Source organism: Streptomyces sp. NPDC005791 (genome assembly GCF_042871485.1).
Taxonomy (GTDB): domain Bacteria; phylum Actinomycetota; class Actinomycetes; order Streptomycetales; family Streptomycetaceae; genus Streptomyces.
The window spans coordinates 402,188-422,840 of sequence record NZ_JBIAIP010000001.1; the positions used below are offsets into that span (position 1 = coordinate 402,188).

The window sequence follows — 20,653 nt, forward strand, 5'->3', positions numbered from 1 at the left end:
CCGCGACCCGCTGCACACGGCAGCGAACCGCCTACCGGTAGTTGGCGAACTGCACCGCGAAATCGAGGTCCTTGCCCTTGATCAGCGCCTGTACGGCCTGGAGGTCGTCCCGGCTCTTGGAGCTGACCCGCAGCTCGTCGCCCTGGACCAGTGCCTTGACGCCCTTCGGGCCCTCATCGCGGATGATCTTCGCCACCTTCTTGGCGTTCTCCTGGGAGATGCCCTCCTCGATCGTGGCGAAGATCTTGTACTCCTTGCCGGAGAGCTGCGGCTCTCCCGCGTCCAGCGACTTCAGGGAGATCCCGCGCTTGATCAGCTTGGACTGGAAGATGTCGAGGATCGCCTTGACCCGCTCCTCGCCGTTCGCCTCCATCAGGATCTTCTCGCCGGACCAGGAGATCGACGCACCCGTGCCCTTGAAGTCGTAGCGCTGGGAGATCTCCTTGGCGGCCTGGTTGAGGGCGTTGTCGACCTCCTGCCGCTCGACCTTCGAGACGATGTCGAAACTGGAGTCGGCCATGACGTGTGGCTCCTTGCGTCGTATGCGTTGGGGTACGGCCCAAAGCCTAGCCACACCCGCGCACGCCCGGCGCTGATCAATCAGGTGGCGGAGCACCCCTGGGCATCGGGTATCGTTTACGTCGTCGCCAAGGAGACCCGAACAGGATTCCGACGCGTCGTTCCAGGCGGTGTGCCCGAGTGGCCAAAGGGAGCAGACTGTAAATCTGCCGGCTCAGCCTACCCAGGTTCGAACCCTGGCGCCGCCACAGGACGAGAAACCCCGTCCGACCTGCTTAATCGCAGGTCGGGCGGGGTTTCTGCATGTGTGCACGTGTGACCGCGGAGGGCGCCCTTCGCTCCTGTTGCTCAGGAGGCGGCGGCGCCGTCCAGGCGGGCGACGAGTGCGCGCAGGGCGCGGAGTTCGGCGTCCAGTGCCTGTGCGCCCTCGCGGGTCAGGGTGATCCAGGTTCGGGGGCGCCGGCCGGCGTAGCCCTTCTCCATGGTGATCAGATTCGACTCCTCCAGCACCCGCAGGTGGCGGGAGAGGTTGCCGTCCGTGACGGCCAGCTGCTTCTTCAGAAAGCCGAACTCCACCCGGTCGGCTTCCCTGGCGACGGTGAGAATGCCGAGTCGCACACGTTGATGAACGGTGTCGTCCAGCGACTGGGTCGGATGGAGTCCTTCCTGGCCATCCGCCGTAGCCGCCGAGCCCTCGCCACTCATGCGGCAACCGTACCGCCACTGTCGGTGCCGGACGCGGCCCGGCGTCGGGCTGCCGCCCACTGGGCCAGGCCGGGGAGGAGCAGGAGGGCGGCGAGCAACAGCGCCTTGGCCTGCGGCCCATCGGTCCACCCCGGGTGTGCCGGGTGCTGCCAGGGGAGCCATCCGCTGCCCCAGGAGGCACCGAGGTAGCCGGTGAGCAGCAAGGCGTGAGCGAGGCCCGCGGCCGCGGTGATCCAGCTGCGTTCGGCCACCCCGAGAGCGACGAGCCCGATTCCGGCCAGGTACCACGGGGAGGCGTATCTGTTCTCCAGCACCACGGCCTCCCACGGCTGGTCCCGGCCGAACAGCAGCACGAGCAGGGCGGCCGTGATGAGCGCGGTGGCTGTGGCGGTCGTGCGGATCCACGCGCTGCGGCGGGGGACGACACCCCGCAACTCGCCACGCAGGCGGTACCAGCGCGCGAAGAAGAACCACGCCAGTGGGAGGAGCGCGAACCACACGCCCCAGGCCGCGAAGCGGAGGGCGGCACCGTCGAACTCGTCCTGCAGACACGGCGTTCCCGGTTCATGTACGACGCACAGGCCGGTCACCTCCGCGTATGCGAAGGCCGGGTAGGACTCGATGCTGCGGGCGTGGGCTCCGAAGTTGAAGGCGTACCGGGCAACCGGAGCGGCCACCAGCGCGAGAAGGCCGAAGCCGAGCAGGGAGATCCAGGAGCCGTTCATCTGCGCGCGGGTCCTGGTGCGCAGACCTTCCGCCGCCGCCAGCAGGTCGGCCGCGTGTGCCCTCGGTCCGGGTTCCGGGTGGTGCGTCGACGGTGTTCCCACGGGAGCCCCCAGGTGCGTCGCGCCTCGGTGGCGCAGGGAAGCGGCGTCCGGACGGTCGCCCCTCGGGTCTACTTTGCGACGCAAAGTATTCTGTGGTCAAGAGTTTCCACAGGCGTTGCCCGCCACCTTGTCGAGGCAGGCGCACGACAGGTGCTCAGGCGCTCTTCAGGTGCTCAGGCCCGGCAGACTGCCGTGCCAGGTGCACGCCCGCGTACGTGACCAGGACGGCCATGGAGGCGATGAAGACCAGGCCGGCGTCCTGGAGGCCGATGTGGTCCGCGAGGACGCCCACGCCGATCACCGGCAGCGAGATACCCGCGTACGCCACCACGAACAGCGTCGAGATCACCGCCGCCCGTCGGTCCGAGGGTGACGCCGCGGCCACCTGGGACAGGGCTGCCCGGAAGGCGAGTCCCTGACCCGCGCCGCCGAGGAGGGCGCTCAGCACGATCAGGGGCAGCAGGTGCCACCACAGTGCGGCCGTGAGCAGGGCCAGTCCGCCGAGGAGGGCGGCGCAGCCCAGCGGCAGGGACCGCCGCTCGCCGATCAGGCCCACCACCGACTGCCCGGCGATCGAGGCGAAGAAGGCCAGCGCGACGATCAGCCCGCTCACGGCGTGGTTCTCCACGTCCAGGAACCGGGAGAGGAACGCCGGGCTGACCGATGTGAACACCCCGAACAGTGCGAATCCCACGAAGGAGGCGAGCGCCGCCGGCCGGAACACCGCGCGGACCTGGGGCGGAAGCCCGGGCCGCTGCGGGCGGACGGTGCTCAGTGGCCGCCGCTCGCTCACGGTGTCCTTCAGACCCAGCAGGAGGACCGCAGAAGCGGCCAGCAGCACCAGGTGCACGACGAACGGCAGGTGCAGCGGCCATGGTGCGTACTGCGCGAGGACTCCGGCGAGCAGCGGGCCGCAGCCCAGGCCGCCCATGTTGGCCGCCGTCGCCACGAACGAGGCCCTGGGGGAGCCCTTGCCGGGCGCCAGCTCCATGACGTACGCGGTGGCCGCCCCGGTGAACAGCCCCGCAGAGAGGCCCGACAACAGCCGTCCCGCGTACAGCCAGCCCAGAGCCGTGGCGCACAGGAAGCAGGCCGCGCTCGCCGCAGCGCAGCCCAGGCCCCACAGCAGCACGGGGCGGCGGCCCACCGCGTCGGAGGCGTCGCCCGCCAGCAGGAGCACCCCGATGACGCCGAAGGCGTACACGGCGTACACCACGGTCACCGTCAGCTCGGAGAACCCGAACTTCTCCTGGTAGAGGCCGTAGAGGGGGGTCGGCAAGGTGGTTCCCGCCATGCACACGGCGAACACCGCCCCGCTGAGGTAACAGGGGAGCCAGCCTCGGCGATCAAGGACACCGTCCATGCGGCCGACGCTATCCCCAGGAGGCTCCGGCACGTCCGAACGCCTCGCACCTCTCCACGCGGGCGGAAAGGCGAGGACGTACGGGCGTGCGACGGAGCGGCGCAGGCCTCAGTTCCCCGCGATGTCCTTCACCGCGACGGCCACCGGCTTGGCCCCGCTGATCAGCTCCAGCGTCAGGCCTGCCGTCGCCGGGGTGTCCAGCAGTTCCAGCAGCACCGCTGCCACGTCGTCCCGGGGGACCGGGCCCCGGCCCGTCGAGGCGGTGAGCAGGACCTGGCCGGTACCGGCGTCGTTCGTCAGCATCCCGGGGCGCAGGATCGTCCAGTCCAGCCCGGTCCTCGCGCGTACGTCGGCGTCCGCCTCGCCCTTGGCCCGCTGGTAGACGTCGAAGACCTCGTCGCCCGCGTGGTCGGGGTCGGCGCCCATGGAGGACACCACGACGTAGCGCCGCACTCCCGCCTGTTCCGCCGCGTCCGCGAAGAGCACGGCCGCTCCGCGGTCCACCGTGTCCTTCCGCGCCGAGCCGCTGTTCGGGCCTGCTCCTGCCGCGAAGACCGCCGCGTCCGCCCCTCGCAGAACGTCCGCCGCCGCCTCGACGGACGCCGACTCGAGGTCGAGCACGACGGGCTCCGCCCCTGCCTCCCTCAGGTCCGCACTCTGCTGCGGGTTGCGGATGACGCCCACCGCTTCGTCACCGCGCGCGGCGAGCAGCCGCTCGAGCCGCAGCGCGATCTGACCATGTCCACCTGCAATGACAATGCGCATGGTCCCGACCGTACGCCGCGGGGCGCGCTCGCGCTCAAGGCCCGCCGCCGGAACCGGAATCGGGGCGTCCCTGATGCGGAAGGCCGAGGGCGGCGGCTGCCCCGGAGTCGCGGTACTCGCGTACGGCGCTGGTGCGGGCCACCACGCGTCCCCGGTGCACCACGATCCTGCTGTACGCGAGCGAGAGCGCCCCGGCCAGCCCGTCCCCGCGCACGGCGAGCAGCTCGGCCGGGAAGCCGGCCTCGACGCGCACCCCGGGCAGACCCAGGGCCGCCCTGGCGGCGCCGGAGACGGCGTCGTAGGCCTGTTCGGGGCTGAGGCCCTGCTGCGAGGCCAGCAGGTACGCCGCCTCCAGTGGGTCGCCGCGACCGACGGGGTCGAAGCGGTCGCGCAGGGCGCCGCTCCCCGCCGCGACCCGCACCCCGGCGGCACGCAGCAGCCTTACGGGAGGTGTTCCGCGGCGGCGCGTGCCGGAGCAGCCGCCCTGGGGGAGGCAGACCACGGTCACAGCGGCGGCGGCGAGCCGGTCGGCGGTGCGGGCCACCTCGTCGGCGGGCAGCCGTGAGAGGCCCGCACAGGGGCTGAGGCAGACGGCCTGGTGGAGCCCGTCGGCCATCGCGGCCAGGCGCGCGAGACGGTCGGGGTCGTCACCGTCCGTGTGCAGGTCCAGGGGCCTGTCGTGGGTGGCGGCGAGATCCAGGGCCGCCGCGGTCCAGCCGGCCGGATCGGGGTCGAGGCCGGGGTGGCCGCCGATCACGCCCGCGCCCATCTCCAGGGCGTCCCGGAGCGTGGCGAGGCCGTCCGCGCCCGCGACGCCGGTGAGGAGCCGGGGTACGGCGACGGCCGTCAGGTCGGTGAACCCGCGCAGGGAGCGCCGTGCCGCCAGGACACCTTCCAGGGCGCCGAGGCCGTGTGCGCCGCCGACCCTCACGTGGGCGCGCAGTGCGGTCGCCCCGTGGCTGAGCTGGAGCAGCGCGGCCTCGACCGCGCGGCGCCGTACGTCCTCGGGCCGGTAGGACGGCGGGCCTGTCGCCGTGGCGGTGAGGGCCGTGTCGGCGTGGGCGTGGGGCTCGGCGGGGGCGGGCAGCAGGAGGTAGCCGCGCAGGTCCAGACGCGTCCCCCGGGTGGCGAGGCTGCCCGCGGTGCCGACCGCCTCGATGGCCGGGCCGCCGATCCGTACGTCGACGGTGCGCCCGTCGGCGAGCCGCGCCCCGCTGAGGAGCAGCGGGGGCGCGTCGTCCGGGCCTTCGGGCATCACGCCCCTCCTGGGAGGAATGCGGCAACACACAGAGTGCGCCCGAGCCTAGGCGGGGGTTCGGGCCGCATCCGGGAAGGGCGTGTCAGTCGTACGAATGTGGCCTTGTGGGGCGGTGCGCGGAGGGCGTCCGAGGGGTCCGCGAGGCGGTCCGACGGGAAGGCGTACGAGTTGATCAAAGGCCCTGATCAGGGAGGTGGCGGCAGGGTCGGCCAGGGGGCCGGGAGAGGGTCCGGCGGGGGCGACGGAAACGGATTTGGGCGATCGGCGGCAGACCGTGTAATGTCTTCCTCGCTCGCCCCAATAGCTCAGTCGGTAGAGCGTCTCCATGGTAAGGAGAAGGTCTGCGGTTCGATTCCGCATTGGGGCTCTGGTGATCGGGTGACCCCGCTTCGGCGGGGAAACTCGGCATCAAAGCGGTGTAGCTCAGTCGGTAGAGCAAGCGGCTCATAATCGCTGTGTCACCGGTTCAAGTCCGGTCACCGCTACTAACGGTAGCCGATTGTGGGGTCGGTCCTTCGATCGGCTACTCTTTTTTGCGTTCATCCGTCCATCGTCCGTCCAAGGAGCACTCACGTGGCTGCCACCGACGTCCGCCCGAAGATCACGCTGGCCTGCGTGGAGTGCAAGGAGCGGAACTACATCACCAAGAAGAACCGGCGTAACAACCCGGACCGTCTTGAGATGAAGAAGCATTGCCCGCGCTGCAACTCGCACACCGCGCACCGCGAAACGCGCTGAATCAGGCTCGTACACGAGGCCGCCCCCGTTGGGGGCGGCCTCGTGTCGTTGTAGGGGTTGTCCCTCGCCCTATTCGACTTTTCACCAGGAGGTACCGGGCTCATGGCGCTCGACCAGTCCTTCGTGGGGCGGACCTATCCGCCCACCCCGGCGTACGAGGTCGGCCGGGAGAAGATCCGGGAGTTCGCGGAGGCGGTGGGTGACACCAACCCGGCGTACGTGGACCCGGAGGCCGCCAAGGCGCTGGGGCACGCGGATGTGATCGCTCCGCCGACGTTCGTCTTCTCGATCACCTTCCGGGCGGCCGGCCAGGTGATCCAGGACCCGCAGTTGGGCCTGGACTACAGCCGTGTGGTGCACGGCGACCAGAAGTTCGCCTACGCGCGCCCCGTCCGGGCGGGGGACCGGCTGACGGTCACCTCGACCATCGAGGGCATCAAGTCGATGGCGGGCAACGACATCGTGGACATCCGCGGCGAGGTGCACGACGAGTCCGGTGAGCACGTCGTGACCGCGTGGACGAAGCTGGTGGCGCGGGCCGCCGAGGAGGCGTGATGACGGCGAGCATTGCTTACGGGGCTGTCGAGGTCGGTACGGAACTGCCGGCGCAGTCGTTCCCGGTGACGCGGGCGACGCTGGTGCAGTACGCGGGCGCGTCCGGCGATTTCAACCCGATCCACTGGAACGAGAAGTTCGCGCGCGAGGTCGGCCTGCCGGACGTGATCGCGCACGGCATGTTCACCATGGCCGAGGCGATCCGTGTGGTCACGGACTGGGCAGGCGACCCGGGTGCGGTCGTCGAGTACGGGGTGCGTTTCACCAAGCCGGTCGTCGTACCGAACGACGACACCGGCGCGCTGATCGAGGTCAGCGGCAAGGTGGCCGCCAAGCTGGACGACAACCTCGTCCGGGTCGACCTGGTCGCGATGAGCGACGGCAAGAAGGTGCTGGGCATGTCCCGCGCGGTCGTCCGCCTCGCCTGAGGCGCGGCGCCCACGGCGGAGCGCACGTCGCGCCGCCCGCAGGACCCCGGTCCGTGGCCCCGCCCGAGCGGTGCGGCCACGGGCCGTACTCTTGTCCCCGTGCTGGAACTCCACGACGCCCCCCTCGCCCCCCTGACCACCTTCCGGCTCGGCGGCCCGGCCGATCGCCTCCTGACGGCCACCACCGACGCGGAGGTGATCGCCGCCGTACGCGAGGCCGACGACAGCGGAACCCCGCTCCTGGTCATCGGCGGCGGTTCCAACCTGGTCATCGGCGACAAGGGTTTCGACGGCACTGCCCTGCGCATCGCGACGAAGGGCTTCGAGCTCTCCGGTACGACGCTCGAACTGGCCGCCGGTGAGGTCTGGACCGACGCCGTGGCCCGTACGGTCGATGCGGGGCTGGCCGGTATCGAGTGCCTCGCCGGGATCCCCGGGTCCGCCGGAGCGACACCGATCCAGAACGTCGGTGCGTACGGGCAGGAGGTGTCCTCGGTCATCACCGAGGTCGTCGCCTACGACCGGCACACCCGGGAGACCGTCACCCTCCCGAACGAGGACTGCGCGTTCTCCTACCGCCACAGCCGCTTCAAGGCCGAACCCGATCGTTTCGTGGTGCTCCGGGTCCGGTTCGCCCTGGAGGACGCGGGCGGACAGTCCGCGCCCCTCCGTTACCCCGAGACGGCCAGGGTCATGGGTGTCGAGCAGGGTGACCGCGTTCCCGCCGTCGCCGCCCGCGAAACCGTCCTCCGGCTGAGGGCGGGCAAGGGGATGGTCCTCGATCCGGAGGACCACGACACCTGGTCGGCCGGGTCCTTCTTCACCAACCCGATCCTTGACGAGGCGGAGCACGCGGCCTTCCTCGTCCGCGCCCAGGAGCGCCTGGGCGCGGACGTCACGCCCCCCGCTTTCCCCGCCGGCGACGGCAGGGTCAAGACGTCGGCCGCCTGGCTCATCGACAGGGCGGGCTTCACCAAGGGGTACGGCACGGGGCCCGCGCGCATCTCCACCAAGCACACACTCGCCCTCACCAACCGGGGCGACGCGACCACCGACGACCTGCTGGCCCTGGCCCGCGAGGTCGTCGCGGGGGTCCACGAGGCCTTCGGGGTCACGCTGGTCAACGAACCGGTGACGGTCGGCGTCAGCCTGTGGCCCGGCGCCGGGCCACAGGCTCAGTAGGCGACGCCCACGCCCTGTCCCACCGCGGCCGGCTCGTCGATCAGCGTCAGCATCGCGTGAGCGACGTCGGCCCGCGCGATGGACCGGCCGCTGCGCGGGGTGCCGCCCACGACCGTCCGGTACGTCCCCGTCAGGGGGCCGTTCGTCAGCTTCGGCGGCCGCACCGACGTCCAGTCCGCCGCGCTCGCGGCCAACGCGGCCTCCATACGCGTCAAATCCGCGTACACCTCCTTGAGGACCGCGCCGATCACCTTGCGGACCGTCCGGTCGAGCAGCGGGTCGTCCGCGGGCTCCGGGCCGACCGGCGCCGCGCTGACGACCAGCAGCCGCCGTGTCCCCTCCGCCTCCATCGCCTCCAGCACCCGCCGGGTGAGGCGCTCCGCGACGTCACCTGCCTTCCGGCCCCGGGCCCCGAGCCCCGAGAGTACGGCGTGCCGTCCCGCGACCGCCGCGCGCACCGCGGCCGGGTCGCCCAGCGGCACGACGGTGTGCGGTTCCGCGCCGAGCCCCTCCGGGAGCCGGGCGGGGTCGCGGACCACCGCGGTCACCTCGTGCCCCGCTGCCATCGCCTGACGCACGATCTCCTGGCCGACGGCCCCCGTCGCTCCGAACACTGTGAGCCTCATCGCGCACGCCCCTCCTGAGTGGGTGAGTATTCACTTACCCATACGGTGAGTGGACGCTCACCTTTTCGTCAAGCCTTGTTGGAGCCTTCATGGAGCAGAAGCCGGCCCGCGTCCGCATCGTCGATGCGGCCCATGAGCTCATGCTCGGCATCGGTCTCGCACGGACGACGACCAAGGAGATCGCCAAGGCCGCCGGCTGCTCCGAGGCGGCGCTGTACAAGTACTTCAGCAGCAAGGAAGAGCTCTTCGTGACGGTGCTGGGCGAGCGCATGCCGAGGCTGGGCCCGCTCCTGAGCGATCTGGAGGCGGGTGAGGGAGATCTGGAGCAGAATCTCACCGCCGTAGCCCGCCAGGCCGCGCTCTTCTACCAGCAGAGCTTCCCGGTGCTCGCCTCGCTGTACGCGGAACCCAGGCTCAAGCGCCGTCACGAAGCGGCGATGCGTGAGATGGGCACGGGCCCGCACAAGCCGATCGAGGGCCTCGACGCCTATCTCCGCGCCGAGCAGCGAGCAGGCCGTGTCGGCGCCGGTGTCGACACCCACGCGGCGGCCTCGCTGTTGCTGGGCGCCTGCGCCCAGCGTGCTTTCGCCTACGACACGGCCGCGGCCCCGCGGTCGCTGGACGACTTCGCGGCGTCCCTCGCGCGTACCCTGCTGGACGGCATCAGCTAGCCAGCCACGCGTCGATCCCGCCCAGCAGCTTCTCCCGCACCTCGACGGGCGCCACCGACCCCCGCACGGACTGCCGGGCCAGCTCGGCCAGTTCCTCGTCCGTGAAGGCGTGATGGCGGCGTACGAGGTCGTACTGCGCGGCCAGCCGGGAACCGAACAGCAGGGGGTCGTCCGCGCCGAGCGCCATCGGCACCCCCGCGTCGAACAGCGTGCGCAGGGGGACGTCGGCCGGCTTCTCGTAGACGCCGAGCGCCACGTTGGACGCCGGGCAGACCTCGCAGGTCACCCCCCGCTCCGCGAGCTCGCGCAGCAGCCTCGGGTCCTCGGCCGCCCGTACGCCGTGCCCGATCCGGGCGGCGTCGAGGTCGTCCAGGCAGTCCCGGACGCTGGAGGGGCCGGAGAGCTCGCCGCCGTGCGGGGCGGCGAGCAGACCGCCCTCGCGGGCGATGGCGAAGGCGCGGTCGAAGTCGCGGGCCATCCCGCGGCGTTCGTCGTTGGAGAGCCCGAAGCCGATGACGCCCCGGTCCGCGTACCGCACGGCGAGCCGGGCCAGCGTGCGGGCGTCCAGCGGATGCTTCATCCGGTTCGCCGCGATCACCACCCGGATCCCCAGCCCGGTCTCGACGGCCGCGCGGTCCACGGCGTCCAGGATGATCTCGATCGCAGGGATGAGCCCGCCGAGCAGCGGGGCGTACGAGGTCGGGTCGACCTGGATCTCCAGCCACCCGGAGCCGTCCGCGACGTCCTCCATGGCGGTCTCGCGCACGAGCCGCTGGATGTCCTCCGGGGAGCGGAGGCAGGACCGGGCGATGTCGTAGAGGCGCTGGAAACGGAACCAGCCGCGCTCGTCGGTGGCCCGTAGCTCGGGCGGCTCGCCGCCGGTCAGGGCATCGGGCAGGCGTACCCCGTACTTGTCCGCCAGTTCGAGCAGGGTCGTGGGCCGCATCGACCCGGTGAAGTGCAGGTGCAGGTGGGCCTTGGGCAACAGCCGTACGTCACGCTCCATCCATGGATCTTGCCGCATCCCAGGGGTGTCGCGTCACCCGGTTCCCGTCCCGGATTACCTCTCGAACAAAAAAAGTGGCTCCCGGCCGGAGCCGGGAGCCACTTACCGGAACGCGTGCCCGGTCAGTCGCGGGCCTCGCCCAGCAGCTTCTGGATCCGCGAGACACCCTCGGCCAGGTCGTCGTCGCCCAGTGCGTAGGAGAGCCGCAGATAACCCGGCGTACCGAAGGCCTCGCCGGGCACCACGGCGACCTCGGCCTCGTCCAGGATGAGGGCCGCGAGCTCGACGGAGTCCGCCGGGCGCTTGCCGCGGATCTCCTTGCCGAGCAGCCCCTTCACCGACGGGTACACGTAGAACGCGCCCTCGGGCTCGGGGCAGAGCACGCCGTCGATCTCGTTGAGCATGCGCACGATCGTCTTACGGCGGCGGTCGAAGGCCGTCCGCATCTCGGCTACCGCGTCCAGCGACCCGGAGACCGCTGCCAGCGCGGCGACCTGCGCGACGTTGCTGACGTTGGAGGTCGCGTGGGACTGCAGGTTGGTCGCGGCCTTCACGATGTCCTTCGGACCGACGATCCAGCCCACCCGCCAGCCCGTCATGGCGTAGGTCTTGGCGACGCCGTTGACCACGATGCACCTGTCGCGCAGCTCGGGCACGACCGCGGGGAGCGAGGCGGCGGCCGCGCCACCGTAGACCAGGTGCTCGTAGATCTCGTCGGTCATCACCCACAGGCCGTGCTCGACGGCCCAGCGGCCGATGGCCTCGGTCTCGGCCTCGCCGTAGACCGCGCCCGTCGGGTTGGACGGGGACACGAAGAGGACCACCTTCGTGCGCTCGGTCCGGGCCGCCTCCAGCTGCTCGACCGAGACGCGGTAGCCGGTGGTCTCGTCGGCCACGACCTCGACCGGGACACCGCCGGCGAGACGGATCGACTCGGGGTAGGTCGTCCAGTACGGGGCGGGGACGATGACCTCGTCGCCCGGGTCGAGGACCGCGGCGAAGGCCTCGTAGATGGCCTGCTTGCCGCCGTTGGTCACCAGGACCTGGGAGGCGTCGATCTCGTATCCGGAGTCGCGCAGCGTCTTCGCCACGATGGCGGCCTTGAGCTCGGGGAGCCCGCCCGCCGGGGTGTAGCGGTGGTACTTCGGATTACGGCACGCCTCGATCGCGGCGTCCACGATGTAACCGGGGGTCGGGAAGTCGGGCTCGCCGGCGCCGAAGCCGATCACCGGACGCCCCGCGGCCTTGAGGGCCTTGGCCTTGGCGTCGACGGCGAGGGTGGCGGACTCGGAGATCGCACCGACGCGGGCCGAAACCCGGCGCTCGGTGGGGGAAGTTGCAGCGCTCATGCCCCCCATGCTCGCAGACCGGAATCCGCCTCGGCACAGCGGTTTCAGGGACCGGACAGGACCCGGACAGCATCCGGACAGGACCGGTCGGTAGTTGTCTGTTCGACGCGGCGGCCCTGAGCACGTACACTCACCTGTCGTTGGCCTTCATCAGCCGCACCGTTTTCCCATCCGGCTCACCGGGGAAGATGCGGTAGGTTGGTGGAAACCACAAAGGGTCGTAGCTCAATTGGTAGAGCACTGGTCTCCAAAACCAGCGGTTGGGGGTTCAAGTCCCTCCGGCCCTGCTACACACTCCTTCGCCAGGATGTGTGCGCATGTACGTACTTCAATGCACCGCCGTGCGGCTCCACCGGGCGCGGCACGGCCACGACCCGGAATCAGGTGAGTAGCGTGACGGACGCCGTGGGCTCCATCGACATGCCTGATGCCGAGGACGAAGCCCCCGAGTCGAAGAAGAAGACCCGGAAGGGCGGCAAGCGCGGCAAGAAGGGCCCTCTGGGCCGTCTCGCGCTGTTCTACCGCCAGATCGTCGCCGAGCTCCGCAAGGTCGTATGGCCCACGCGCAGCCAGCTGTCCACGTACACGGCCGTGGTGATCGTGTTTGTGGTCGTCATGATCGGTCTTGTCACCGTGATTGACTTCGGATTTGCGCGGGTCATCAAGTACGTCTTCGGCTGATCCCCGCGGAGGGCGCCTCATCGGCGCCCCTTTCGCATGTTCCACCCATTTGTATCCAGGAAGAAGCAGCCATCGTGTCTGACCCGAACCTGAACGACGACGCCGAGCCCACGGCGAGCGCCGTCGAGTCCGCCGAGGACGAGCTCGACATCGTCGAGGCGTCGGACGCCGTGGCCCCGGACCAGGTCGACGCTGCTGACGCCGCCGCGGGCGAGCCCGCCGAGCAGGACGCCGTACGTGTCGAGTCCGACGAGGACGCCGAGCCCGTCGCCGCCGACGAGGACGAAGAGACCGCCGAGGACGAAGAGACCGCCGAGGACGAAGAGTCCACGGACGGGTCCGACGACGACGAGTCCGCCGAGGAGGCCGAGCCGGCCGCCCCCGTGGACGCCGTGGCCGCCCTGCGCGACGAGCTGCGAGGACTCCCCGGCGAGTGGTACGTCATCCACACGTACGCCGGTTACGAGAAGCGCGTGAAGGCCAACCTGGAGCAGCGCGCCGTCTCGCTCAACGTCGAGGACTTCATCTACCAGGCCGAGGTGCCCGAGGAAGAGATCGTCCAGATCAAGAACGGTGAGCGGAAGAACGTCCGTCAGAACAAGCTCCCGGGATACGTCCTGGTGCGCATGGACCTGACGAACGAGTCCTGGGGTGTCGTGCGCAACACGCCGGGCGTCACCGGCTTCGTGGGCAACGCCTACGACCCGTACCCGCTGACCCTGGACGAGATCGTCAAGATGCTCGCCCCCGAGGCCGAGGAGAAGGCGGCCCGCGAGGCTGCCGAGGCCGAGGGCAAGCCGGCTCCGGCCCGCAAGGTCGAGGTCCAGGTCCTGGACTTCGAGGTGGGCGACTCGGTCACCGTCACGGACGGCCCGTTCGCGACCCTGCAGGCGACGATCAACGAGATCAACGCCGACTCGAAGAAGGTCAAGGGCCTCGTCGAGATCTTCGGTCGCGAGACCCCGGTCGAGCTCAGCTTCGACCAGATCCAGAAGAACTGACGGGCTTCCCGCCGGCTTCAGGACATATGCCTACCGAGCAGGTCGGACCGGCTTCGCAGCCGGTCTGACCTGCTCGGTTTTTGGTCGCGCAGCTATACCCGTTATCGTTGTGCGGTATGCCTCCGTCCGGATGACCGGAACGGCGGCGAAACACTCTCACTAGGACCCGGAGAGAGCAATGCCTCCCAAGAAGAAGAAGGTCACGGGGCTTATCAAGCTCCAGATCAACGCCGGTGCGGCCAACCCGGCGCCGCCGGTCGGTCCCGCACTGGGCCAGCACGGCGTCAACATCATGGAGTTCTGCAAGGCCTACAACGCCGCGACCGAGTCGCAGCGTGGCATGGTCGTGCCGGTGGAGATCACGGTCTACGACGACCGCTCCTTCACCTTCATCACGAAGACTCCGCCGGCCGCCAAGCTGATCCTCAAGGCCGCGGGTGTGGACAAGGGCTCCGGCGAGCCGCACAAGACCAAGGTCGCCAAGCTGACGGCCGACCAGGTCCGTGAGATCGCCACGACCAAGCTTCCCGACCTGAACGCCAACGACCTCGACGCCGCGTCGAAGATCATCGCTGGCACCGCCCGTTCCATGGGCATCACGGTCGAAGGCTGAGTCAGCCCCGTAGCCCCACAGTGGTAGGACCAAGCGCTGGTCCGCACCACGACTCCACACTCTGAAAACCACAGGAGTAGATGTGAAGCGCAGCAAGAACCTCCGCGCTGCGGACGCGAAGATCGACCGGGAGCGTACGTACGCCCCGCTCGAGGCCGTCCGTCTCGCCAAGGACACCGCCGCCACCAAGTTCGACGGCACCGTCGAGGTCGCGTTCTGCCTGGGTGTTGACCCTCGCAAGGCCGACCAGATGGTCCGTGGCACCGTGAACCTCCCGCACGGCACCGGCAAGACCGCCCGGGTCCTGGTCTTCGCGACCGGTGACCGTGCTGCGGCCGCGGAAGCCGCGGGCGCCGACATCGTCGGCGCCGACGAGCTCATCGACGAGGTGGCGAAGGGCCGTCTGGACTTCGACGCCGTCGTCGCCACGCCGGACCTCATGGGCAAGGTCGGCCGCCTGGGCCGTGTGCTCGGTCCGCGTGGTCTGATGCCGAACCCGAAGACCGGCACCGTCACCCCCGATGTCGTCAAGGCTGTCAACGACATCAAGGGCGGAAAGATCGAGTTCCGCGTCGACAAGCACTCGAACCTCCACTTCATCATCGGGAAGACCTCTTTCGATGACACGAAGCTGGTCGAGAACTACGGCGCGGCCCTGGAGGAGATCCTCCGTCTGAAGCCGTCCGCCGCGAAGGGTCGCTTCATCAAGAAGGCGACCATGAGCACGACGATGGGCCCCGGCATCCCGCTGGACGCCAACCGCGTGCGCAACCTCCTCGTCGAGGAGGACCCGGCCGCCGTCTGAGCCCCCGCGCTCACCCGGTAGCCGCGTCACGGCATGGGACGGGCCCCGCAGCCTCTTCTTCGGAGGGTGCGGGGCCCGTCCGCGTACGAGGGCGCCCTGCGCCGCCCGAGAGGCATTCAAACCTCTCGCACCGGTCGAACCGGGACGGATTTGCTCCGGGCGGCTACGGTCGCGTAGTCTCAGCAGGAAGCCAAAGACCGCTGGTCGTCGCCGTGCTCTCGTCAGAGGAAACGGTGACCGAAGGATCCGTCAAGACGGACGACCTGCGCAGGTGACTGTGGAAAGCTCCCGAATTCGTTCGGTCGAGCTACGCCCTGGCGCCTGCGCCGGGGCGTTTCGTCTTTCCCGGCCCTTCTGAGCGGTCCTCATCACCCGGAAGGAGGCCGACGCTCATGGCAAGGCCCGACAAGGCTGCCGCGGTAGCCGAGCTGACGGACCAGTTCCGCAGCTCGAACGCCGCCGTGCTGACCGAGTACCGGGGTCTCACCGTGGCACAGCTCAAGGAGCTGCGCCGTTCGCTCGGTGAGAACGCCCAGTACGCCGTGGTGAAGAACACGCTGACCAAGATTGCGGCCAACGAGGCCGGGATCGACACGCTGGACGACCTGTTCTCGGGTCCGACGGCGGTTGCCTTCGTCACCGGTGACCCGGTGGAGTCGGCGAAGGGTCTTCGTGACTTCGCCAAGGACAACCCCAACCTCATCATCAAGGGCGGTGTCCTTGACGGTAAGGCGCTGTCCGCCGATGAGATCAAGAAGCTCGCGGACCTCGAGTCCCGCGAGGTTCTGCTCGCCAAGCTGGCCGGCGCCATGAAGGGCAAGCAGACTCAGGCTGCGCAGCTCTTCCAGGCTCTGCCGTCGAAGTTCGTCCGCACCGCGGAAGCGCTTCGCGCCAAGAAGGCCGAGCAGGGCGGTGCCGGTACGCCGGCTCCCGCCGACGCCGAGGTGGCGGAGTAACACTCCGCCCCACGGCTCGCAGCGGGCCCGTACGCCCGCCGACATATACATCCGGCACCTGCCGAATTAGTGGAAGGACGCCATCATGGCGAAGCTCAGCCAGGAAGACCTGCTCGCTCAGTTCGAGGAGCTCACCCTCATCGAGCTCTCCGAGTTCGTGAAGGCCTTCGAGGAGAAGTTCGACGTCACCGCCGCCGCCGCGGTCGCCGTTGCCGGTCCCGCGGGCCCGGGCGCCCCGGTCGAGGCCGAGGCCGAGCAGGACGAGTTCGACGTCGTCCTCACGGCTGCCGGCGACAAGAAGATCCAGGTCATCAAGGTCGTGCGTGAGCTGACCTCGCTGGGTCTCAAGGAGGCCAAGGACCTCGTCGACGGCGCCCCGAAGCCCGTCCTCGAGAAGGTCGCCAAGGAGGCCGCCGAGAAGGCTGCCGAGTCCCTCAAGGGCGCCGGCGCCTCCGTCGAGGTCAAGTGACCCTGCGAGTCCTCTGACTCCTCAGGACCGTCCCTGCCGCAAGGCGGAGATGTCACATCGCAAAGGGCGATCACCCATCCGGGTGGTCGCCCTTTGGCGTGCCCCAGGACGCTGCCTTGATCTTCCCGTCCCGGAGAGTAGGGTGATCTTCGCCGTGCCTCTCTCCCGGGTGCGTGGAGGGCCGTCAACAGGCGTCCTCCGGGCGCAGGTGAAGATCGACGGTCGTCCGTCGGGGCCTCGGGGCCTTGACGAACCGCACGCGGCGCGCAATTCTCAGGACGCGTCGTCATCTCGATCCGCATCCGAGGCATGGATCGAGAGCGAAGAGGGCAGTAAAGAAGGGCGCACACCGCGCGGGGTCTATTCATAGGTGTTGAGAACAGCTGTTGCGAACAACGTGGGTCTCTGAGAACCGCGACTGGACATCAGTGTGGCGTTTGGCTACACTGACCCTTTGCGCTGCCTGTTAGCTGCCTCCTGCCCGTCACCAGGGGCATGCCCACGCCTAGCACCGATGACCGGATACACCCTGACCTTGGGATTTCTGTCTCTGTGTGCGGCTTGGGGCCGGTACGCGCGTAGTGAGTCCGAGCCCTCGGAAGGACCCCCTCTTGGCCGCCTCGCGCAACGCCTCGACCTCGAATACGAACAACGGTGCCAGCACCGCCCCGCTGCGCATCTCTTTTGCAAAGATCAAGGAGCCCCTCGAGGTTCCGAACCTCCTCGCGCTGCAGACCGAGAGCTTTGACTGGCTCCTGGGCAACGCCGCCTGGAAGGCTCGCGTCGAGGCTGCTCTGGACAGCGGACAAGACGTCCCCACCAAGTCCGGCCTGGAGGAAATCTTCGAGGAGATTTCGCCGATCGAGGACTTCTCCGGGTCGATGTCGCTCACGTTCCGCGACCACCGCTTCGAGCCCCCGAAGAACTCGATCGACGAGTGCAAGGAGCGCGACTTCACGTTCGCCGCGCCGCTCTTCGTCACGGCCGAGTTCACCAACAACGAGACCGGCGAGATCAAGTCCCAGACGGTCTTCATGGGCGACTTCCCGCTCATGACCAACAAGGGCACCTTCGTCATCAACGGCACCGAGCGTGTCGTCGTGTCGCAGCTCGTGCGCTCGCCGGGTGTCTACTTCGACTCCTCCATCGACAAGACGTCCGACAAGGACATCTTCTCCGCCAAGATCATCCCGTCCCGGGGTGCCTGGCTGGAGATGGAGATCGACAAGCGCGACATGGTCGGTGTCCGCATCGACCGCAAGCGCAAGCAGTCCGTCACCGTCCTCCTGAAGGCTCTCGGCTGGACCACCGAGCAGATCCTGGAGGAGTTCGGCGAGTACGAGTCGATGCGCGCCACCCTGGAGAAGGACCACACCCAGGGCCAGGACGACGCGCTGCTCGACATCTACCGCAAGCTGCGTCCGGGCGAGCCGCCGACGCGTGAGGCCGCTCAGACGCTGCTCGAGAACCTCTACTTCAACCCGAAGCGCTACGACCTCGCGAAGGTCGGCCGCTACAAGGTGAACAAGAAGCTCGGCGCCGACGAGCCGCTCGACGCCGGTGTCCTCACCAGCGACGACATCATCGCCACCATCAAGTACCTGGTGAAGCTGCACGCCGGTGAGACCGAGACGGTCGGTGAGTCCGGCCGTTCGATCATGGTCGAGACCGACGACATCGACCACTTCGGCAACCGTCGTATCCGTAACGTCGGTGAGCTGATCCAGAACCAGGTCCGTACGGGTCTCGCCCGTATGGAGCGTGTCGTGCGTGAGCGCATGACCACCCAGGACGTCGAGGCGATCACGCCGCAGACCCTGATCAACATCCGGCCGGTCGTCGCCTCCATCAAGGAGTTCTTCGGCACCAGCCAGCTGTCGCAGTTCATGGACCAGAACAACCCGCTGTCGGGTCTGACGCACAAGCGTCGTCTCAACGCCCTCGGCCCGGGTGGTCTGTCCCGTGAGCGGGCCGGCTTCGAGGTCCGTGACGTCCACCCGTCGCACTACGGCCGCATGTGCCCGATCGAGACGCCCGAAGGCCCGAACATCGGTCTGATCGGCTCGCTGGCCTCCTACGGGCGCATCAACCCGTTCGGCTTCATCGAGACGCCGTACCGCAAGGTCGTCGAAGGCGTCGTCACCGACGACGTCGACTACCTGACGGCCGACGAAGAGGACCGCTTCGTGATCGCCCAGGCGAACGCGACGCTCTCCGAGGAGATGCGCTTCACCGAGGCCCGCGTCCTGGTCCGCCGTCGTGGCGGGGAGATCGACTACATCCCCGGTGACGACGTCGACTACATGGACGTCTCGCCGCGCCAGATGGTGTCGGTCGCCACCGCGATGATCCCGTTCCTCGAGCACGACGACGCCAACCGTGCCCTCATGGGCGCGAACATGATGCGTCAGGCCGTCCCGCTCATCAAGAGCGAGGCGCCGCTGGTCGGCACGGGCATGGAGTACCGCTGCGCCACCGACGCCGGTGACGTGCTCAAGGCCGAGAAGGCGGGTGTGGTCCAGGAGGTCTCCGCGGACTACATCACCGTCACGAACGACGACGGCACGTACACCACGTACCGCATCGCCAAGTTCTCGCGCTCGAACCAGGGCACCTCGGTGAACCAGAAGGTCGTCGTCTCCGAGGGCGACCGGGTCATCGAGAGCCAGGTCCTCGCCGACGGGCCGGCCACCGAGAACGGTGAGATGGCGCTCGGCAAGAACCTGCTCGTGGCGTTCATGCCGTGGGAGGGTCACAACTACGAGGACGCGATCATCCTGTCGCAGCGCCTCGTGCAGGACGACGTCCTCTCCTCGATCCACATCGAGGAGCACGAGGTCGACGCCCGTGACACCAAGCTCGGCCCGGAGGAGATCACCCGGGACATCCCGAACGTCTCCGAAGAGGTCCTCGCCGACCTGGACGAGCGCGGCATCATCCGCATCGGTGCCGAGGTCGTCGCCGGCGACATCCTCGTCGGCAAGGTCACGCCCAAGGGTGAGACCGAGCTGACCCCGGAGGAGCGCCTGCTCCGCGCGATCTTCGGTGAGAAGGCGCGCGAGGTGCGCGACACCTCGCTGAAGGTCCCGCACGGCGAGATCGGCAAGGTCATCGGCGTCCGCGTCTTCGACCGCGAAGAGGGCGACGAGCTGCCGCCGGGCGTGAACCAGCTGGTCCGCGTCTACGTCGCACAGAAGCGCAAGATCACCGATGGTGACAAGCTCGCCGGCCGTCACGGCAACAAGGGCGTCATCTCCAAGATCCTGCCGATCGAGGACATGCCGTTCCTGGAGGACGGCACCCCGGTCGACATCATCCTCAACCCGCTGGGTGTCCCGTCCCGAATGAACCCGGGACAGGTCCTGGAGATCCACCTCGGCTGGCTCGCCAGCCGCGGCTGGGACGTCTCCGGCCTCGGTGACGAGTGGGCCCAGCGCCTGCAGGCCATCGGCGCCGACCAGGTCGCCCCCGGCACCAACGTCGCCACGCCCGTCTTCGACGGTGCGCGCGAGGACGAGATCACCGGCCTCTTCCAGGCCACGATCCCGAACCGCGACGGCGACCGGCTGGTCCTGCCCTCGGGCAAGGCCAACCTGTTCGACGGCCGCTCCGGCGAGCCGTTCCCGGACCCGGTCTCGATCGGGTACATGTACATCCTCAAGCTGCACCACCTGGTCGACGACAAGCTCCACGCGCGGTCGACCGGCCCGTACTCCATGATCACGCAGCAGCCGCTGGGTGGTAAGGCGCAGTTCGGTGGTCAGCGATTCGGTGAGATGGAGGTGTGGGCCCTTGAGGCTTACGGCGCCGCATACGCCCTCCAGGAACTCCTGACGATCAAGTCCGACGACGTCACCGGCCGTGTGAAGGTCTACGAGGCGATCGTCAAGGGCGAGAACATCCCCGAGCCCGGCATTCCCGAGTCCTTCAAGGTGCTCATCAAGGAAATGCAGTCGCTCTGCCTCAACGTGGAGGTGCTGTCCTCGGACGGTATGTCCATCGAGATGCGCGACACGGACGAGGACGTCTTCCGCGCGGCGGAGGAGCTCGGTATCGACCTGTCCCGGCGCGAGCCGAGCAGCGTCGAAGAGGTCTGACGGGTTGCCCGGCCGGATCCCCGTGATCCGGCCGGCTCT

The 20,653-nt window shown here is 69.1% G+C and carries 21 protein-coding genes and 4 tRNA genes; 16 read left to right on the forward strand and 9 right to left on the reverse strand.

All coding sequences use genetic code 11. The features are described from left to right. Nucleotides 1–31 precede the first annotated feature (31 nt). On the reverse strand, nucleotides 32–520 hold the full coding sequence (locus tag ACFYSH_RS01985; protein WP_329040019.1) for a YajQ family cyclic di-GMP-binding protein: 489 nt from the start codon (nucleotides 518–520) through the stop codon (nucleotides 32–34). A gap of 165 nt (nucleotides 521–685) precedes the next feature. Between ACFYSH_RS01985 and ACFYSH_RS01990 the strand changes: the two genes are divergently transcribed. Beyond that, nucleotides 686–767, forward strand: a tRNA-Tyr gene (locus ACFYSH_RS01990). Between the two features lie 100 nt (nucleotides 768–867). Here the strand turns inward: ACFYSH_RS01990 and ACFYSH_RS01995 are convergent. From ACFYSH_RS01995 to ACFYSH_RS02015, 5 genes are all read right to left on the reverse strand, one after another. Beyond that, nucleotides 868–1,224, reverse strand: a complete 357-nt coding sequence (locus ACFYSH_RS01995) for a transcriptional regulator (RefSeq protein ID WP_359469434.1) — start codon at nucleotides 1,222–1,224, stop codon at nucleotides 868–870. Beyond that, on the reverse strand, nucleotides 1,221–2,051 hold the full coding sequence (locus ACFYSH_RS02000) for a hypothetical protein (RefSeq protein ID WP_359469437.1): 831 nt from the start codon (nucleotides 2,049–2,051) through the stop codon (nucleotides 1,221–1,223). Before ACFYSH_RS02000 ends, ACFYSH_RS01995 begins: the two co-directional genes overlap by 4 nt. 154 nt (nucleotides 2,052–2,205) lie before the next feature. Continuing rightward, nucleotides 2,206–3,414, reverse strand: a complete 1,209-nt coding sequence (locus ACFYSH_RS02005) for an MFS transporter (protein ID WP_388750348.1) — start codon at nucleotides 3,412–3,414, stop codon at nucleotides 2,206–2,208. A gap of 108 nt (nucleotides 3,415–3,522) precedes the next feature. After that, entirely contained in the window at nucleotides 3,523–4,179 is a 657-nt protein-coding gene (locus tag ACFYSH_RS02010; RefSeq protein WP_359469443.1) for an SDR family oxidoreductase, read from the reverse strand. Nucleotides 4,180–4,213: 34 nt separating this feature from the next. Then, nucleotides 4,214–5,434, reverse strand: a complete 1,221-nt coding sequence (locus ACFYSH_RS02015; protein WP_359469446.1) for an amidohydrolase family protein — start codon at nucleotides 5,432–5,434, stop codon at nucleotides 4,214–4,216. Nucleotides 5,435–5,731: 297 nt separating this feature from the next. On the opposite strand from ACFYSH_RS02015, the gene ACFYSH_RS02020 reads away from it, so the two are divergent. The 6 genes from ACFYSH_RS02020 to ACFYSH_RS02045 all read left to right on the forward strand — a co-directional run bounded on the left by ACFYSH_RS02020 (nucleotide 5,732) and on the right by ACFYSH_RS02045 (nucleotide 8,340). Continuing rightward, nucleotides 5,732–5,804, forward strand: a tRNA-Thr gene (locus ACFYSH_RS02020). A 45-nt stretch (nucleotides 5,805–5,849) separates the two neighbouring features. Next, nucleotides 5,850–5,922 (forward strand) — tRNA-Met (locus tag ACFYSH_RS02025). 88 nt (nucleotides 5,923–6,010) lie between these two features. Beyond that, a complete protein-coding gene (rpmG, locus tag ACFYSH_RS02030; protein WP_003956487.1) occupies nucleotides 6,011–6,175 on the forward strand; it encodes a 50S ribosomal protein L33 in 165 nt (54 codons plus the stop codon). Nucleotides 6,176–6,277: 102 nt separating this feature from the next. Next, nucleotides 6,278–6,730, forward strand: a complete 453-nt coding sequence (locus tag ACFYSH_RS02035; protein ID WP_388750352.1) for a MaoC family dehydratase N-terminal domain-containing protein — start codon at nucleotides 6,278–6,280, stop codon at nucleotides 6,728–6,730. After that, nucleotides 6,730–7,158: a MaoC family dehydratase gene (locus ACFYSH_RS02040; RefSeq protein WP_359469452.1), complete on the forward strand. Its 429-nt coding sequence runs from the start codon at nucleotides 6,730–6,732 to the stop codon at nucleotides 7,156–7,158. The genes ACFYSH_RS02035 and ACFYSH_RS02040 overlap by 1 nt, the downstream gene beginning before the upstream one ends. 99 nt (nucleotides 7,159–7,257) lie before the next feature. Further along, nucleotides 7,258–8,340 carry a UDP-N-acetylmuramate dehydrogenase gene (locus ACFYSH_RS02045; protein ID WP_388750355.1) on the forward strand — a complete coding sequence of 361 codons (1,083 nt, stop codon included), beginning with the start codon at nucleotides 7,258–7,260 and terminating at the stop codon, nucleotides 8,338–8,340. On the opposite strand, the gene ACFYSH_RS02050 is transcribed toward ACFYSH_RS02045, so the two are convergent. After that, nucleotides 8,334–8,966 carry an NAD(P)-dependent oxidoreductase gene (locus ACFYSH_RS02050; RefSeq protein ID WP_388750358.1) on the reverse strand — a complete coding sequence of 211 codons (633 nt, stop codon included), beginning with the start codon at nucleotides 8,964–8,966 and terminating at the stop codon, nucleotides 8,334–8,336. The two genes, ACFYSH_RS02045 and ACFYSH_RS02050, sit on opposite strands and share 7 nt — an antisense overlap. An 89-nt stretch (nucleotides 8,967–9,055) precedes the next feature. Here ACFYSH_RS02050 and ACFYSH_RS02055 point away from each other — a divergent pair, with 89 nt between their 5' ends. After that, complete coding sequence (locus tag ACFYSH_RS02055) at nucleotides 9,056–9,637, forward strand: helix-turn-helix domain-containing protein (protein WP_359469458.1); 582 nt, start codon at nucleotides 9,056–9,058, stop codon at nucleotides 9,635–9,637. On the opposite strand, the gene ACFYSH_RS02060 is transcribed toward ACFYSH_RS02055, so the two are convergent. Then, nucleotides 9,630–10,643, reverse strand: a complete 1,014-nt coding sequence (locus tag ACFYSH_RS02060) for an adenosine deaminase (RefSeq protein WP_359469461.1) — start codon at nucleotides 10,641–10,643, stop codon at nucleotides 9,630–9,632. The two genes, ACFYSH_RS02055 and ACFYSH_RS02060, sit on opposite strands and share 8 nt — an antisense overlap. Before the next feature lie 122 nt (nucleotides 10,644–10,765). Beyond that, a complete protein-coding gene (locus ACFYSH_RS02065; RefSeq protein WP_359469463.1) occupies nucleotides 10,766–11,992 on the reverse strand; it encodes a pyridoxal phosphate-dependent aminotransferase in 1,227 nt (408 codons plus the stop codon). A gap of 214 nt (nucleotides 11,993–12,206) precedes the next feature. On the opposite strand from ACFYSH_RS02065, the gene ACFYSH_RS02070 reads away from it, so the two are divergent. From ACFYSH_RS02070 to rpoB, 8 genes are all read left to right on the forward strand, one after another. Then, a tRNA-Trp gene (locus ACFYSH_RS02070) sits at nucleotides 12,207–12,279 on the forward strand. Nucleotides 12,280–12,385: 106 nt separating this feature from the next. Beyond that, on the forward strand, nucleotides 12,386–12,673 hold the full coding sequence (gene secE, locus ACFYSH_RS02075; protein ID WP_031096325.1) for a preprotein translocase subunit SecE: 288 nt from the start codon (nucleotides 12,386–12,388) through the stop codon (nucleotides 12,671–12,673). 74 nt (nucleotides 12,674–12,747) lie between these two features. Beyond that, nucleotides 12,748–13,674 carry a transcription termination/antitermination protein NusG gene (gene nusG, locus ACFYSH_RS02080; protein WP_388750363.1) on the forward strand — a complete coding sequence of 309 codons (927 nt, stop codon included), beginning with the start codon at nucleotides 12,748–12,750 and terminating at the stop codon, nucleotides 13,672–13,674. A gap of 178 nt (nucleotides 13,675–13,852) precedes the next feature. Then, complete coding sequence (rplK, locus tag ACFYSH_RS02085) at nucleotides 13,853–14,287, forward strand: 50S ribosomal protein L11 (RefSeq protein ID WP_351277518.1); 435 nt, start codon at nucleotides 13,853–13,855, stop codon at nucleotides 14,285–14,287. Between the two features lie 82 nt (nucleotides 14,288–14,369). Continuing rightward, a complete protein-coding gene (rplA, locus tag ACFYSH_RS02090) occupies nucleotides 14,370–15,092 on the forward strand; it encodes a 50S ribosomal protein L1 (RefSeq protein ID WP_014154604.1) in 723 nt (240 codons plus the stop codon). A 392-nt stretch (nucleotides 15,093–15,484) separates the two neighbouring features. Continuing rightward, entirely contained in the window at nucleotides 15,485–16,048 is a 564-nt protein-coding gene (gene rplJ / locus ACFYSH_RS02095) for a 50S ribosomal protein L10 (protein ID WP_104788253.1), read from the forward strand. A gap of 85 nt (nucleotides 16,049–16,133) precedes the next feature. Beyond that, complete coding sequence (rplL, locus tag ACFYSH_RS02100) at nucleotides 16,134–16,517, forward strand: 50S ribosomal protein L7/L12 (protein ID WP_359469472.1); 384 nt, start codon at nucleotides 16,134–16,136, stop codon at nucleotides 16,515–16,517. 611 nt (nucleotides 16,518–17,128) lie between these two features. Continuing rightward, nucleotides 17,129–20,614, forward strand: a complete 3,486-nt coding sequence (gene rpoB / locus ACFYSH_RS02105; RefSeq protein WP_359469474.1) for a DNA-directed RNA polymerase subunit beta — start codon at nucleotides 17,129–17,131, stop codon at nucleotides 20,612–20,614. Nucleotides 20,615–20,653 lie beyond the last annotated feature (39 nt).

Coding starts and splice junctions, on each gene's coding strand:
- ACFYSH_RS01985 (WP_329040019.1), bottom strand. CDS start 520: ATGGCCGACTCCAGTTTCGACATCGTCTCGAAGGTCGAGCGGCAGGAG.
- ACFYSH_RS01995 (WP_359469434.1), bottom strand. CDS start 1,224: ATGAGTGGCGAGGGCTCGGCGGCTACGGCGGATGGCCAGGAAGGACTC.
- ACFYSH_RS02005 (WP_388750348.1), bottom strand. CDS start 3,414: ATGGACGGTGTCCTTGATCGCCGAGGCTGGCTCCCCTGTTACCTCAGC.
- ACFYSH_RS02010 (WP_359469443.1), bottom strand. CDS start 4,179: ATGCGCATTGTCATTGCAGGTGGACATGGTCAGATCGCGCTGCGGCTC.
- ACFYSH_RS02015 (WP_359469446.1), bottom strand. CDS start 5,434: ATGCCCGAAGGCCCGGACGACGCGCCCCCGCTGCTCCTCAGCGGGGCG.
- ACFYSH_RS02035 (WP_388750352.1), top strand. CDS start 6,278: ATGGCGCTCGACCAGTCCTTCGTGGGGCGGACCTATCCGCCCACCCCG.
- ACFYSH_RS02040 (WP_359469452.1), top strand. CDS start 6,730: ATGACGGCGAGCATTGCTTACGGGGCTGTCGAGGTCGGTACGGAACTG.
- ACFYSH_RS02050 (WP_388750358.1), bottom strand. CDS start 8,966: ATGAGGCTCACAGTGTTCGGAGCGACGGGGGCCGTCGGCCAGGAGATC.
- ACFYSH_RS02055 (WP_359469458.1), top strand. CDS start 9,056: ATGGAGCAGAAGCCGGCCCGCGTCCGCATCGTCGATGCGGCCCATGAG.
- ACFYSH_RS02060 (WP_359469461.1), bottom strand. CDS start 10,643: ATGGAGCGTGACGTACGGCTGTTGCCCAAGGCCCACCTGCACCTGCAC.
- ACFYSH_RS02065 (WP_359469463.1), bottom strand. CDS start 11,992: ATGAGCGCTGCAACTTCCCCCACCGAGCGCCGGGTTTCGGCCCGCGTC.
- rplK (WP_351277518.1), top strand. CDS start 13,853: ATGCCTCCCAAGAAGAAGAAGGTCACGGGGCTTATCAAGCTCCAGATC.
- rplJ (WP_104788253.1), top strand. CDS start 15,485: ATGGCAAGGCCCGACAAGGCTGCCGCGGTAGCCGAGCTGACGGACCAG.
- rplL (WP_359469472.1), top strand. CDS start 16,134: ATGGCGAAGCTCAGCCAGGAAGACCTGCTCGCTCAGTTCGAGGAGCTC.